Here is a 13833-nt window from a genome sequence, read left to right on the forward strand (position 1 = left end):
CTTCACTCCTTTATGTTTTCGATTCTCCTGCGGACCGATAGATGATAAAGTTTCCTTGAAACACCATTTCTTCCCCTACATATGTAAACACTTCAACTTTAGCTTTTCCCTTTTGTTCACCACTAGCTCTAACATAAGCCTTCGCTATACATTTTTCCCCGAATCGAGCGGGACGAATAAACCGAAGATCTGCGGATGCCGTTAAAGCAATCTCGTCATTGATAACAGCGACAGCGAGTGAATTCGCTTGCGCAAATACATGATGTCCCCGTGCAATTCCTGATCGGGAAAAAACATGCTCATCGCTAATCTCAAATAAAGAAATCCCACTCTTATCTAGCTGCAGATCCACGATGTCACCGATGACTTCGTGTAAGGGCAGAGATCGAACGGAATCATGTGATCTCTCCGCCATTAGCTTCAGTCTTTCCCTAAGCTCCGGTATGGCCAATTCCAATCGATCCAAACGAATGGTCTGGATGCTAACCTTCAGTTGACGAGTCAGCTCGCGGTCGGTGAGAAATGGATTTTCGTCCAATAGCTCACTGAGCCTTTGATGGCGCTGACGTTTCGGGAGGCGTTCCAAGAGCACCACCGCTTTCTTGTAGATAACCTTTAATACCTGGTGCCAAAAAGAGGCTAAAGAAAAACGCGCCCGTATGCAACGACCGCAAGTAACGTCATAATCGCTAGAAATCAATCGATTACGTTTCCCCGTCGTGAATCCAGACGCGTCCTAAGCTTTATTGCTTGATAATTTCACGCGATTTGTACGTACCGCATACTTTACAGACGCGGTGCGAAATTTTCAATTCGCCACACTGTTCGCATTTCACCATACCAGGAACAACCAGTTTAAAGTGTGTCCGGCGCTTGTTCTTGCGGGCTTTCGATGTTTTTGCAAAAGGTACTGCCATTGCTGCCACCTCCTTATCAGGTCCAAATTCGTTACGGCTTTACAAGCCGAACTTATTCTTTCTGAGATTTAAACCAATCCTGAAGCGCAGCCATACGGATATCAACCTTCCCCGTATTGCAACCGCACGATTGTTCATTCAGGTTAATCCCGCAATCCGGGCACAAGCCTTTGCAATCCTCACTGCATAGGGGTGCATACGGCAATTGGACCACCAGCTCCTGCGCCAAATATGGCGAAAGATCGATCCGTTCCTCCGTTACCAGTACGGCTTCATCATCTTCATTCAACTCAGCTTCTCCATCTTTGGCAATCCGAAATTGCTCCTCAAAGGAAAGCTGAACGTTCTCATCGAAGATGTCCAAGCAGCGCGAGCACTGCATTCGAACATTACAGGTGAGATTACCCGACACCAGAATTCGATCGTCAGCAGCTTCTGCGACTAAATCGTATTTCATAGGCTCGAGCGGGCTGTATTCCGGGCTGTTCCGGAACATGTCCGTCATGTCGAGAGTTCCTTGTAGCTCTAACGGCTGCTGCCGGGATACAAGCTCTTGAACTTTTAACAACATAAAATCACTCCAAACAAACAAAAATTATTATATCGAGATTAGGGGGTCTTTGTCAACAATTTCAGAGACTTATCAAGTAATCTTCTCTTGAAGACGTCTGCATGTTATATTGTGGCAAACAGGTACAACAGCTTTTACGTCCTTAAAATAGCTATAAGCTTGTACCAACGAACAGAAGAGTATAAGGATATAGTAAATTATACTGTGTGATCGTACAAGCATAAACAGCTTTCTCTGCTCTTTTGGGGCTTGTGAAGTTACGTAAAACGATCAAAAGGAGACTGGCATGTCAACAGTCGGAGTTATTGTAGAGTATAACCCATTACACAATGGACATCTTTATCATTTGCAGCAATCCAAGAAAATAACGGGCTCGGACAATGTCGTAGCGGTTATGAGCGGTCATTTCCTCCAGCGCGGCGAACCCGCATTGGCTGATAAATGGGCTCGTACCGAAATGGCACTGCACGCAGGCTGCGATCTTGTTCTTGAGCTGCCAGTAGCCTACAGCTCACAACCTGCGCAGTGGTTCGCTTATGGATCCATTGCAACATTAGAAGCAACCGGCGTCGTAGATAGTATCTGCTTCGGAAGTGAGAGCGGGGATCTGCAATCACTTGAGATCATGGCTTCATTGCTTGCGGACGAACCACCGGAGTTTACTTCTGCTTTGTCTGCAAAGCTTAAAGAAGGTTTGCCCTATCCATCGGCATTTACAGCAGCTGCTAAAGCTTATTTACAAGCTAAAGGAATGGACAGTCTATCATTCTCCCTTGAGCAGCCTAATCATACACTCGGGCTCCATTATTTAATGGCTTTACGCAAAATAAATAGTCCAATTACCCCATTCACCCTTCGCCGCGAAAAGTCTGAATATAATCAATCCAACATAACAGATGTGCAAATCGCCAGCGCTACTGCTCTACGTAAGCTCTTACTAGGCGATACCGGCTCATTAGAGCAACTCGTCTCCTATGTTCCACCATCCACAATCGATATTTTACAGAGGGAAATCGCTGCCGGACAAGCACCCATTCACTGGGGACATTTCACCCGCCCGCTCTTTCATGAATTATATCGCCAGCATCCGTCTCAGCTTGAGACTTACGCCGAAGTAACAGAAGGGCTAGAGCATCGAATCAAAAACGTGTTGACTAGCTTACCAGAAATGACCGTAACCTCACTGCTTCAAGCATTAAAAACCAAAAGATATACTCATACAAAGCTACAGAGAATGCTTCTACGTATACTGCTCGGTCATCACAAAGAGCTGCTTAACGCCAACCGATTGGCCACGGGAGTCGAATATATTCGTGTGCTTGGATTTACAGAACGAGGGCAACGACTGCTCCACGACATGCGTAAAAAGGCGAAGGTTCCGGTTGTGACTTCCGCTGCAAAGGGAAACTTGCCTTATCTCTCTCTAGATGCGCGTGCATCTGCCGTATATTCGCTTGCATTCCAGGATAATAGCCCCGCCGCAGCAATGCGCGATTATACTAAACCGCCAATTCGTATTTAACTAAGCTGATTCCAAATTGGACAAGAAGGTCTATCCCTCCCAAACAAGGCGTACATTGTATTGTACTTGTCCGTGGGAGGCGACATATTATGGCTAAAGTTTGGAAACGAAGAGGGTCGGCCCTCCTTTCCATTATTCTCGGCACAGCAGCATTGCTTGTCGTAGCTGGAATCGTCCATTCACCTGGCGAAGCCTTTCGTGCTTCCTTGTCAGGTTTACAAATCTGGTGGCAGAACGTTTTCCCTGGTCTTCTGCCACCCTTAATGCTAGCAGAGCTTCTAGCTGCATCTGGTTTACTTCACGGCATAGCTACATTGACAGAGCCGCTAACACGAGGCTTATTCCGCTTGCCTGGTGCATCCGGCTGGGCGATTGCCTTTGGCTGGTCGGCAGGTGTACCAGCAGGCGCCAAAGAGACCGCTCGCCTACTTGAGGACGGCATGATAGAGAAGGATGATGTGGATACTGTTCTTCTTGTCTCTCATTTGCCGAGCCCATTCTTGGTTGTACTCGTTATTGGGTGCGCGTTTCTACAATCCCCGGAGCTTGGGTGGGCAATCGCTTTAGGACTTTGGCTTTCTGTAGTTGTAACCGGCTTTATATGGGCCAGAATTGCTAAACCTCGCAAGCCCAAAGTGCCACAGATCCCATTAAATCACCCCCGCGCCTTACTAAAAAGAGCCTTGCGTACAGCAGCAGATGCACGAAGAGATGATGGTCGCCCTCTTGGTAAGCAGCTCGCCGATTCCGTTACGAATGCAGTGGGATCTCTTATGACAATCGGCGGACTCATGATGATGAGTGCTGTTGTCGTATGCTTAATTCAACTATTCTTCCCTGGCAATGACATTTGGCTTGCAGTACCAGGGTTCTATGAAATGCATCTCGGCGCTTACGAAAGCAGCCGCTCCGCACTGTTCTCCTCTGCCCCTGAGCAAGGAGCGGCTCTACTTGCTGCTGCTTTAGCCTGGAGTGGCTGGAGCGGCCTACTACAAGCTCGTGCAGCCTTCAGAGCAGGCTCGGACTTCCCTTGGGGCAAAGTGATTGCAAGTCGTCTACTCCACAGTGCTATCGCCCTGCTTATAACCTACCCGCTCGCGTTGGCTGCCCTATCTAGCCCAGTGCAAAGCTTTATGACAAGCATATGGCCTAATCATTGGATTGCTCTAGAAGCTTGGACGACAACAGGCCCTCTGCCTAGCGGCTGGGGACACCTCACTGAAAATATTATAATAGCATTGGCCAGCTTTGCAGTTTTTCTACTGCTCGCCTTGTTCGCCTTACTCATCCGTCCGAAAACGCCAAAAAAAAGAGACAACACCCTCCCGCCTTCTTCACCTCAGTAGTGCGGCGGTGCAGCGCGGGACACCGCTCTACAAGGGATGTTACTCAAATGATTGTTGAATACATGAAACTACGATGTTTTTAATCGCACTCTCTGCTTGCCGGCGGGCTCGAGGTTTCATTAGCGATGTTATTCATCGCCTCTGCGAGGGATGTTACTCAAAAGATTGCTGCATACACGAAATTACGATGTTTTTAATCGTACTCCCTTCTTCGCGGCCGGCTCGAGGTTCCATTAGCGATGTTTTTCAATGTTTTTCATCGCTACCTCAAATTATTAGTATGAAACCTATCTGTTCCATAAACGGAACATACAACTAACGAACTGAGTAACTCTTATTTGACTAAAATGTAATGGTTTTATGTTGCAACGAACTCCAAACACGCTATATCCAGTAAAGTAGTAACTTTCCTTCTGTATATGACTCAATAGAGCCACTGGGGTTCGTTAGACCAAATAAGAAGCCATTTTACCACCAATAAGCACGGTACAATTCGTTAGCTAAAAACACACAGTTCCCGCTTGAATACCAGATACGGTTCTCGATTCGCGGTACTTAGTTTGCGGTCTCGGTTTGCGGTACTATTTTTGCGGCACTCGTTTCAAGGCATTCGGTTTGCGGTAAACTCCATGCAATCCTCGGAGCAACTACAAAAAAAACTCTTGCCCATGTTTATGGTAAAGAGCTCTTTCAATGTAGTTAGCCTTATGTAGTTTGGCTTATTTTACCTAATCCCAACAGAATCATCAGGAATGACATACTTCGCTTGCAACGCCAATTCGACGACAGGTGGAACCAAATCTTTAACAGGACCGTTAAATTTAGCGATCTCTTTAACGATGCTTGAGCTTAAATACGAATATTTAGGATTAGTCATCATAAAAACCGTTTCGATGCCCTCATCCAATTGTCTGTTCGTAGATGCCATCTGAAGCTCATATTCAAAGTCCGTCACCGAGCGTATGCCCCGAACGATTACTTGTGCTTGACGGGAGCGCATATAACGTACGAGTAAGTCTCTAAAGCTGTCGATTTCCACATTTGGCAAATCGCGCGTTACTTCTGCAAGTAAATCCTTTCTTTCCTGCACGCTGAACAACGGGTTTTTTACCGTATTATTCAAAACAGCTACGATTACACGATCAAACTGCTTCGTTGCCCGGCGGATAATATCTAAGTGACCAAGCGTAACAGGGTCAAAGCTCCCGGGATATACCGCAATCCGAAATTCGTGCTCCATGCGGGCTTGAGGACTCATTATTCAGTAGCCTCCTTCGTCTCCGAGGAGGTGACTGGCTCCGCCTCGTCTGTTAGTTCATAACGGTAGATCGACAATGCGATTTCACCATAAGTCACATATCGTGTACGCCGAAAGCCACCAATCTCATCACCATAAACGACCCTATGATGGTGCTCTACAACAGCTATGGCGTCAGCGGCCACCAAACCTTTAGCTATCATATCCAATAGCAAAGCATCGCAGTTGTTCATTTCATAAGGCGGATCAAGAAAAATAAGATCAAAGGGCTGTCCCGCACGACCTAGCAGCTTTAACGCTCTTAGCCCGTCATTACGGTAAACTTCCGCCCGTTCAGCTAATTTGGTTGATTTCAAATTTTGCCGGATAACCTCTATACTTTGCGTACTCGAATCAACAAAAACCGCACTCGCCGCCCCACGGCTTAGTGCTTCAATTCCTAGTCCCCCTGTACCCGCGAAAAGATCGAGCACACGTTCCTCATCAAAATAAGGGCCAATAATACTAAACATCGATTCCTTTACTTTATCCGTCGTCGGACGGGTAGTGCTACCGGGAACCGATTTGAGCGGATGACCCTTGGCTTGTCCTGATATGACTCGCAATTTCTCAACCCCATCTTGTGATGCTAATCATGTTAATTATTATCTGTATAGTTAACTGGTGTTATGTTACCACAATCCCCTTCATTACAAAAGTGTGAACATTCGTCCACTAGATGAATTTACACAAAACGTGAATATTTTTCCACACTAGCGTATATTTTTCTCGACCAAGGTCACAATGATAGTACCGGCGCCGAGAGGTGTCGGGGACAACCGCGGAGAAGACTTACGTTTCCCCATAAGTTCTTCGTCCGGTTTCTCCTCTCCCATGCAGGCCCTCGTCGCGAGACGGGGGTCGACTTTTTGTTTATTACCTTCCACGAACCCTTATCCTATATGCGTTTATCCTCTTGACACCTATAAGTTTATCCTCTTGACACCTATAAGTTTATCCTCTTGATACCCATTGGAAATAATCGATCATTAAGAGCAAAATTTCAGCCTTGGTAGCCACTGGGTAGCCAAATTCCTCAATGCCCATCATATCCAATCGTTTTCTACCTTAAAGTAGCCACATATTATATAGAAGAAAGCCCCGAGCTCAAGCTTCGTGCTTGTACTCTTTCTCGTTTTTCCAAAGTTGTTATGCAAGTTTAATCTATTTTTTCAAAATCTTAGGCCATCAGTTAAAATGTATAATTCCAGTTCCATAAACCTTGCTGCCCCTTGGCTGGAACGGGGTCAATAAGCCTCCGAACATCCTTCATCCGCCACGCGAAACGACCAACTCCGTAATCTCCAAAGTGATATTCGTTGGACAATGTTTCAAGATAAGTTCTCGTACTCTCTGCATGGAGAAGCACAAGACCGGCCAATATATCTCGATGCACCTTATAACATTCTCTTAGGTTTGTAATTGCAACAATTGCGCCTGTCGGAAGGTTATCCGCAGTGTATCCATGCTTTGCTAGAGTAGATTTAATGGACTCACGTTCACAAGCTTCACGATCTATCTTCATACCCGCATGTATGGCTAACGGCCCCCTATGCTTCGTTGCCCAACTGCGTGTTTCATATTTCTTTTCTCCAAGAGCAATCAATGTCGCCCAAGGCTGATGTATGGTTATAGCTTTCATTCTTCTATTCCTTCCTCTCAAAATTTGTATTGCCCCTAAGCTAATTATGTGTGTAAAATATTGGATATATCGTCCGTCTCTTAATTTCTAAATTTGTTAAAAAGTAACTTTTTTCGACATCTCGCGTATTACCATCGAGGTGACGGATATGAAAAGATGGACTACTAAGCGCATAGTATTTTTTGCTATATTTCTGCTAGTATTATTGGTTGTGTCTTTTATAGTAACCCAGTACATACTCGCCAATAAATAGCTTAGGAGGCAACTGGATGGACAACATTTGGGAACTTAATTTAGAAACGATTAAGATTGCCTTGATCGGCGTTATTTTCGGCTTTGGTATGCCGATTATTATTAAAAAATCAAAAAGATTAACCGAGCTGAGTCAACAACATTCCAAGCTACATCCAAAATACTTCAGATCAATTGGATATATTTTTCTGGCTTTAATTGCTTATTTAATTTACGAAGCGATTGTTTTAAGCAACCGGTGATCGGTGTAAATTTACTGCCTGCTCATATTTCCATTTAGTCTTCTTTTCACATCTATTGCTATAAGGAATATTCTGTAGTAAATCAATTTTAGGAGGGAGTGATTCCGATATGGCCTTATTCCCTCCATTCCCTCCTTGGACGATACCACCTGAGCCTTTTATTCCACCGATACCACCGATACCACCAACACCACCTACTCCAGCCATACCTCCAACGTCTCCTCCAATTCCGGCTATTCCAGCACACCGTGAAACTCGGACAGTAGAATAAAGCTAATTGCCTAATGCGATTCTGGTATATCTACCGAGGGGAAGGTATTACCCTCTAAATTTATACTCAAGGTTGATGGGGAAATCATACACTCCCATACAGGCCCTCGTCGAGAGACGGGGGTCGACTTTTTGTTAGTTTCTCTCACTAAGGATCTCTCACAAGATTGTATAACACTGTCTATATGATCAGAAAAATCTGGAATGCTGCGCTAGAAGAAGCTATATTTATAAGTGTGAATATTTGAACAACAATTAAAGCTTAATTTGCACTGGAGCTGATCTCATGCCTTTTAAACCTGGAAAAATACTCTATACCATTGCGGTTTATTTTGTAATACTAATGTTTTCTAGTGTAATAATTAGAGCATTCTTATCCACTCTTTTACCCGAAAATCAGCTATATTACTTGCTTTCTCTTTTATTCTCTGTTGGAGCTTCCTTTTATTTTACTAGAGAAATAATGCGCCGAAAGAATAAAAAATACCCATCACGATTATAAAAATAGTCCTCCCGGGCTTTACTTAGAAAAGGAACAAATATGGATATCCGACGTTTAGATCAGACGAAAGTTTCAGATATAATGGCACTTATGGTTGACGTAGTATCACGTCTCCCCTCTCAGGATCTTTTTGCAATGGACGATGAACAATATCTGTACACTCACATTCAAGAAAAAGGTGAAATATACGGCGCTTATCTTAACGGAGAGCTTGTTGCCTATTCCGTTTTGGCGTTCCCTGGACTGAGTGAAAGTAATCTCGGAAGGGAGTTTGGAGTGCCAGAGGAAGAGCTGCCTTATGTCGCAAGCTTGGACGCAACAATTGTCCACGAATCGGCTCGTGGCTTGGGTCTACAACGATATTTCCATAGGCTACGTGAACAACGCGCTCGAGAAAATGGTTACCGCCATCTCTATTCAACAGTTCATCCACAAAATCTAGTCAGCATCAAAAATTTAGAAAGTGAAGGATTTATACTCCAATTCACTCGCCCAATGTACAACGGAAAATCCCGACATTGTTATGCAAAGCTTTTACGGTGAACAGATATTATTAAGTTGTTAAGAACCATTAACAATAAGGAGATGATCGTGCAGTGGCCATTAATATCCGTCAAGTTGATGCTAACAATAATGCTGACTTACTAAATCTTATAGAAAAATTGGATCAATACTTATTCGAAAGGTATCCCGCGGATGAAGTGTTCGTCATTGATTTTACTGATTCTAGCAGCATCTCTGATACCATTTTTATGATCGCTTATGATGATGAACGACCTGTTGGCTGTGGAGCCATCCGGCCAATAGAAAGTAATGTTATTGAATTAAAAAGATTTTATGTAGAGCCAGAATATAGAAAGCAAGGAATCGCCGGAAAAATCCTCAACCAACTCGAAGAAAAGGGCCGCGACTTAAACTACAGCATTCTTCGACTTGAGGCAGGAGAGCAACAGCCTGAGGCAATTCATTTTTATAAGAAGCATGGCTATTATGAGATCGAACGATATGGAGAGTATGTGAATTGCGAATCTAGCCTTTGTTTTGAAAAGCAATTAGGCAATGTGCCCTCAGCTTAATATTTAGATGATAAAAAGAGCAGTGAGGTTACCCCAAGGTTACCACTTCTGCTCTTTCTTTGATTTTTCGTCATATCCAACCGGCGATTATTCCCGACAAATAGATTGATATCCTTCATTCTGGTGTAGGTCGTCAATAAGCTCGCAAAGCTCAACCTCTTCTTTTTCATTATTTTCAGGCTCGTCGCTGCGGTTTTGCGGAGTAATTGGCGGGTCAAGGAATTGGTTATTTTCAGTCATTGGTAAAGCTCCTTTAAGTGGGGTTCATTACCAACTCATCATTTGCTATAGGATCACTTTTTATTCAAACGCAAGGCATAAAAAAAGGAGCTGCGTGAGCAGCTTCTGCAAAGGTTACAAGGGCATAGTCCAAACAATTTCTGCAATACGGACGCATACCTGATGCTTATGTGTTTGAAGGAGGACATGATCAGGCTTCACATCTATAATAGTACCCACGATTCTTCCACGTGTTGTTTCAAAACAGACGTAACATCCAATAAGTCTTCTCAGGGCTTCGACTACGTAGGGGTCAACTAATGAAACAGTCTGTACTTGGCTAGGATTAATCTGCGCTGGACTCACTTGACTTGGGTGTTGCTGATACAAAAATATCCACTCCTCGGTTTATTATCAAAACCATCATATGCATATGCCTAATTTCTGGAGTGGGCGAAATAATGTGCTATTTCTAAAATAACGATGCCCCGCCCAGCCATATGGCCAACGCGAGGCTCTCTTTTCATACCAGGTTCTAATAATCCGGGTTATCTACCTTCATAATATCCATGAAAGGCACTTTGGTTATTCCATCGGTAGTCTGAACATGAACCAGTCTTGTTCTCGCATCTAACACGACGATTCGACCTTGGATAGACTCATCCAGTCCCCATATCGTCAGAACGACCTCGCTCTCCTCTTCCTTGGCCTCCACTAATCTTTCGCCCAATTCCTCCAACAAGGCTTCATCTCGAGTAGGTCTTTTATCTTTATATTTCTTTTTTGGTTTTTCCACTGGTGGCATTCTACTTGCTCCTCTGATGTAAGTTTGTTCATTATACGACATATCCCTCTAGCGTAACATTTATTTCGACTCGAAGACACCTGCGATACGATAGCGATCTAAGCAGCAAAAATTTCTAGATGCACGGTAATACGATATAATGATGAATAGCATAAGCACTTGTACTGAGAAAAGGAGCAAATATAATTGTTGTTAACTATTTTAATTTTTGTAATTGCGGGGTTAGCTGAGATTGGCGGAGGCTATCTCGTTTGGCTTTGGCTACGAGAATCCAAACCCCTTTGGTATGGTATTGTTGGAAGTATAACCCTCATCCTGTATGGCATTATCCCAACACTACAGAGCTTCCCGTCATTTGGACGAGTCTATGCCGCTTATGGCGGTGTTTTCGTTGTTCTTGCTGTACTGTGGGGCTGGCTAGTCGATAAAAAGACACCGGATATGTACGATTGGATCGGTGCTGCTATTTGCGTTGTTGGAGTTTCGATTATACTTTGGGCCCCTAGAAATTAATATACTTATTTTCTTAATCGCGGAAAATAGAATTAGCTGTACATATGCACTGACCGTATATTCACCTTTACATAAGCTAACAAGTGATCAATAGCAACCTAATCCTCTTCAAGAGACTGACGGGCTATATAATGAGTCGAAATTCCAATAGGCGGTGAATCTATGCGCATTTCGGTTGTAGCCCTATTCGTACTCGTTATTTTTATCCTCTTGGTATTTATACTCATTGGTAAAGTTTTTCTAGATAATACCCATTGGTATACTCCAGTGGCAGTAGGATAAATCTAACAGCGGCCGGTACCCACTTTGTCATCCGTGCCGCCTGTCTCTTTCTCTCCATTAAGATCAACTTAAACATAAATTTCATTTTATTTATTCACTGGTTATATGCACAGTCGCTTTATGCTCAGCTACATAAGCTAAGCAGGTGATGTGACATCATCACAATAAATATTGGTGGTGATATACATGGGATACCCATCTGAAGTTGGTGGTGCTGGTTGCGGCGGACACGTTGGACACGGCGGAATGAGCGCAGCTGCTTTTGTACTTGTACTCTTTATCTTGCTCGTAATTATCCTTAAAGCTGGTACTGGAGTCTGTTAAAGAACTAAATAACAATTTATCTCCCCATGCTTCGTATTTCAGATGGCGAATAAAAGCTCCCCGCTCAGCCAATTGGCCAGGCGGGGTTGTTCTTGATACGGGGTAATAACAATTAATGATTAACTACTCAACCCACTTTGTAGTAAAATAAAACGAATATGGCCCAACAGGAGTGAATAAAAGTGATTTTCGTGTTTGATTTAGATGGAACGATTTGTTACAAGGGGCAGCCCATAACAGAAAAGATTTTACATGTATTAGAATGTCTTCAAGTAAACGGACATACTGTCATATTTGCTTCCGCAAGGCCAATTCGTGATATGCTGCCTATTTTGAATCCACGGTTTCATGCTTACACAATGATTGGTGGGAACGGGTCGCTTGTATCTGAGAACGGTCAATTAACTTATTCTACTTCTTTTACATCCCATCAAACCCATTCGATTAAATCACTTCTAAATGAGTATGACGCTACATACCTAATAGACGGAGAGTGGGACTATTCCTATACCGGTTCTCCAGACCATCCTATTCTTACTCAAGTTGACCCAGCACGGTTAGCAAAGATGGTACCACTGGAAGCTCATGAGGCTATTGTAAAGGTGCTAGTTCTGACTGCTAATGCAATGGAACAATTGGCAGATAAAATAACGCTACTCGATGTAGTTGTTCATACGCACAGAAATGAAAATGTACTTGATATTAGCCCAAATAACATTCATAAATGGGCAGCATTAAAAAAATTAAACATAGGCCGAGAACAATATATCGCTTTTGGCAATGATGCCAATGACATTTCGATGTTTAAGAACGCTGCTCATTCCGTTATGATTGGATATCATGAAGAGCTTGCACAATATGCAACAGAGGCCATTCCCCTTGAAGAGAACATTGAAGATAAAATCGTTGAAAAGCTAAATTATCTTTCCACAATCTATAATTGAACTGATTATTTCTTTTGTAGCGCTCCTAGTCTCATTCTAGCGACAGCTAGCATGAGAAAGGGGACTACGGCAAAGCCCGTAAGGATGTAAAAGGTCCCCGAAGTTGCAACAAAGCCTGCCATCGCCTGAAAGTTAGGAGCAATCCAAATTGACATCACTAAAATGAGAAGACCGAGGGGAAATACACTCGATTTATAATCCTTGATTCCGATCCATTCTGTTGTCGTGATAACAGTAATATAAAAACCAACACTAATTTTAACATATGCCCCTAATACCCAGATCATCATCACGATGGCTTCTACATGCTCAAAAAAATCAGCAAGCTGTATGTATCTAGCCGCCATAAAAACGGGGTAATTATAGAAGGCTGTGCTATCTCCAAACAGCATTAGAGTTGCTATATTGACGCAAAACATTGTAAGAGTAATCCCAATAACAGTAAGATACCCCCATTTCCCTGCGTTTTTCTTATCTTTAACATAAGGCAGAAAGTAAATCATTGCGATTAATTGACAGAACCATCCACTTACAATGGTTGAACCTTTCAGAGTAGGTACGATACCCTTCTCGAACATCGGTAGTATTTGTGCAGGCTTTAAATCGGGTATCAGAAATACTAACGTAAGCACCGTAAAGAGAAATATAAAAGGGATAAATATTTGTCCACTTCTCGTTAGCACGTCCACTCCCCCTCTTACTGCGAAGGCACAAAGCAGTAGCATGGAGCCGATGATCATAAGCAACGGAGTTTTGAAGAAAAAATTACCGATTACAAACTCCCCGTAATCTCTCACTCCAACGGCCAATACGTGTAAATTAAATAGGACAAAAATAAACCCCATTATTTTCCCCGGCACCTTCCCTAGAAGCTTGACCGCCATCTGAGGAAATGTAGCATGTGGAAAATAACGATGAAGCCTTAAGCATAACCAAACCATAGCAAAACCAACAATTGAACCAACGATAGGTGTCAACCACATATCGTGCCCAGATAATTTAGTCGTAATGGCAGGCATGAGCAAAATAGACGAGCCAAGAATCAGCTGGTACATCAGCATCCCTAATTGCCAGGAGGTAATCCGGCTTTTATCCATTTTCTGCCTCTT

At 43.3% G+C, this 13833-nt stretch carries 19 protein-coding genes; 8 read left to right on the forward strand and 11 right to left on the reverse strand.

Annotated features, from left to right (window positions below; translation table 11 throughout):
* Positions 1 to 10 precede the first annotated feature (10 nt).
* The 3 genes from fapR to KCTCHS21_RS19015 form a co-directional block, all read right to left on the reverse strand.
* Positions 11 to 586, reverse strand: a complete 576-nt coding sequence (gene fapR / locus KCTCHS21_RS19005; protein ID WP_130611886.1) for a transcription factor FapR — start codon at positions 584 to 586, stop codon at positions 11 to 13.
* Between the two features lie 157 nt (positions 587 to 743).
* Entirely contained in the window at positions 744 to 917 is a 174-nt protein-coding gene (rpmF, locus tag KCTCHS21_RS19010) for a 50S ribosomal protein L32 (RefSeq protein ID WP_130611889.1), read from the reverse strand.
* A gap of 52 nt (positions 918 to 969) precedes the next feature.
* Positions 970 to 1488: a YceD family protein gene (locus tag KCTCHS21_RS19015; protein WP_130611892.1), complete on the reverse strand. Its 519-nt coding sequence runs from the start codon at positions 1486 to 1488 to the stop codon at positions 970 to 972.
* Positions 1489 to 1774: 286 nt separating this feature from the next.
* Between KCTCHS21_RS19015 and KCTCHS21_RS19020 the strand changes: the two genes are divergently transcribed.
* The gene (locus KCTCHS21_RS19020; protein WP_130611895.1) at positions 1775 to 3010 is read left to right on the forward strand and encodes a nucleotidyltransferase; all 1236 of its coding nucleotides are present in this window, start codon (positions 1775 to 1777) and stop codon (positions 3008 to 3010) included.
* Between the two features lie 89 nt (positions 3011 to 3099).
* On the forward strand, positions 3100 to 4356 hold the full coding sequence (locus tag KCTCHS21_RS19025) for a hypothetical protein (RefSeq protein WP_130611898.1): 1257 nt from the start codon (positions 3100 to 3102) through the stop codon (positions 4354 to 4356).
* Between the two features lie 724 nt (positions 4357 to 5080).
* On the opposite strand, the gene coaD is transcribed toward KCTCHS21_RS19025, so the two are convergent.
* The 3 genes from coaD to KCTCHS21_RS19040 all read right to left on the reverse strand — a co-directional run bounded on the left by coaD (position 5081) and on the right by KCTCHS21_RS19040 (position 7295).
* On the reverse strand, positions 5081 to 5614 hold the full coding sequence (gene coaD, locus KCTCHS21_RS19030; protein ID WP_130611901.1) for a pantetheine-phosphate adenylyltransferase: 534 nt from the start codon (positions 5612 to 5614) through the stop codon (positions 5081 to 5083).
* Positions 5614 to 6219 (reverse strand): 16S rRNA (guanine(966)-N(2))-methyltransferase RsmD, encoded by a 606-nt coding sequence (rsmD, locus tag KCTCHS21_RS19035; RefSeq protein ID WP_130611904.1) that lies wholly within the window; start codon positions 6217 to 6219, stop codon positions 5614 to 5616. The genes coaD and rsmD overlap by 1 nt, the downstream gene beginning before the upstream one ends.
* A gap of 626 nt (positions 6220 to 6845) precedes the next feature.
* The gene (locus KCTCHS21_RS19040) at positions 6846 to 7295 is read right to left on the reverse strand and encodes an ASCH domain-containing protein (protein ID WP_130611907.1); all 450 of its coding nucleotides are present in this window, start codon (positions 7293 to 7295) and stop codon (positions 6846 to 6848) included.
* A 269-nt stretch (positions 7296 to 7564) separates the two neighbouring features.
* Between KCTCHS21_RS19040 and KCTCHS21_RS19045 the strand changes: the two genes are divergently transcribed.
* Entirely contained in the window at positions 7565 to 7789 is a 225-nt protein-coding gene (locus KCTCHS21_RS19045; RefSeq protein ID WP_130611910.1) for a hypothetical protein, read from the forward strand.
* Here KCTCHS21_RS19045 and KCTCHS21_RS19050 read toward each other — a convergent pair.
* Positions 7775 to 7996: a hypothetical protein gene (locus KCTCHS21_RS19050; RefSeq protein WP_130611913.1), complete on the reverse strand. Its 222-nt coding sequence runs from the start codon at positions 7994 to 7996 to the stop codon at positions 7775 to 7777. The two genes, KCTCHS21_RS19045 and KCTCHS21_RS19050, sit on opposite strands and share 15 nt — an antisense overlap.
* A 604-nt stretch (positions 7997 to 8600) precedes the next feature.
* Here KCTCHS21_RS19050 and KCTCHS21_RS19055 point away from each other — a divergent pair.
* Positions 8601 to 9104 (forward strand): GNAT family N-acetyltransferase, encoded by a 504-nt coding sequence (locus tag KCTCHS21_RS19055; protein ID WP_130611916.1) that lies wholly within the window; start codon positions 8601 to 8603, stop codon positions 9102 to 9104.
* Between the two features lie 53 nt (positions 9105 to 9157).
* Positions 9158 to 9637, forward strand: a complete 480-nt coding sequence (locus KCTCHS21_RS19060; protein ID WP_130611919.1) for a GNAT family N-acetyltransferase — start codon at positions 9158 to 9160, stop codon at positions 9635 to 9637.
* An 87-nt stretch (positions 9638 to 9724) separates the two neighbouring features.
* Here KCTCHS21_RS19060 and KCTCHS21_RS30940 read toward each other — a convergent pair whose 3' ends face one another.
* From KCTCHS21_RS30940 to KCTCHS21_RS19070, 3 genes are all read right to left on the reverse strand, one after another.
* The gene (locus KCTCHS21_RS30940) at positions 9725 to 9877 is read right to left on the reverse strand and encodes a hypothetical protein (RefSeq protein ID WP_157994076.1); all 153 of its coding nucleotides are present in this window, start codon (positions 9875 to 9877) and stop codon (positions 9725 to 9727) included.
* A gap of 114 nt (positions 9878 to 9991) precedes the next feature.
* Positions 9992 to 10222: a DUF2642 domain-containing protein gene (locus KCTCHS21_RS19065; protein ID WP_232057885.1), complete on the reverse strand. Its 231-nt coding sequence runs from the start codon at positions 10220 to 10222 to the stop codon at positions 9992 to 9994.
* A gap of 169 nt (positions 10223 to 10391) precedes the next feature.
* Entirely contained in the window at positions 10392 to 10661 is a 270-nt protein-coding gene (locus tag KCTCHS21_RS19070) for a YolD-like family protein (RefSeq protein WP_130611922.1), read from the reverse strand.
* A gap of 186 nt (positions 10662 to 10847) precedes the next feature.
* Between KCTCHS21_RS19070 and KCTCHS21_RS19075 the strand changes: the two genes are divergently transcribed.
* The 3 genes from KCTCHS21_RS19075 (at position 10848) to KCTCHS21_RS19085 (ending at position 12724) form a co-directional block, all read left to right on the forward strand.
* Positions 10848 to 11174: a YnfA family protein gene (locus KCTCHS21_RS19075; RefSeq protein ID WP_130611925.1), complete on the forward strand. Its 327-nt coding sequence runs from the start codon at positions 10848 to 10850 to the stop codon at positions 11172 to 11174.
* A gap of 468 nt (positions 11175 to 11642) precedes the next feature.
* Positions 11643 to 11780, forward strand: a complete 138-nt coding sequence (locus tag KCTCHS21_RS19080; protein WP_130611928.1) for a sporulation protein YjcZ — start codon at positions 11643 to 11645, stop codon at positions 11778 to 11780.
* A 182-nt stretch (positions 11781 to 11962) separates the two neighbouring features.
* On the forward strand, positions 11963 to 12724 hold the full coding sequence (locus tag KCTCHS21_RS19085) for an HAD-IIB family hydrolase (protein WP_130611931.1): 762 nt from the start codon (positions 11963 to 11965) through the stop codon (positions 12722 to 12724).
* A gap of 5 nt (positions 12725 to 12729) precedes the next feature.
* Here KCTCHS21_RS19085 and KCTCHS21_RS19090 read toward each other — a convergent pair whose 3' ends face one another.
* Positions 12730 to 13821: a GerAB/ArcD/ProY family transporter gene (locus KCTCHS21_RS19090; RefSeq protein ID WP_130611934.1), complete on the reverse strand. Its 1092-nt coding sequence runs from the start codon at positions 13819 to 13821 to the stop codon at positions 12730 to 12732.
* Between the last annotated feature and the right edge of the window lie 12 nt (positions 13822 to 13833).

The organism is Cohnella abietis (assembly GCF_004295585.1).
GTDB lineage: Bacteria > Bacillota > Bacilli > Paenibacillales > Paenibacillaceae > Cohnella > Cohnella abietis.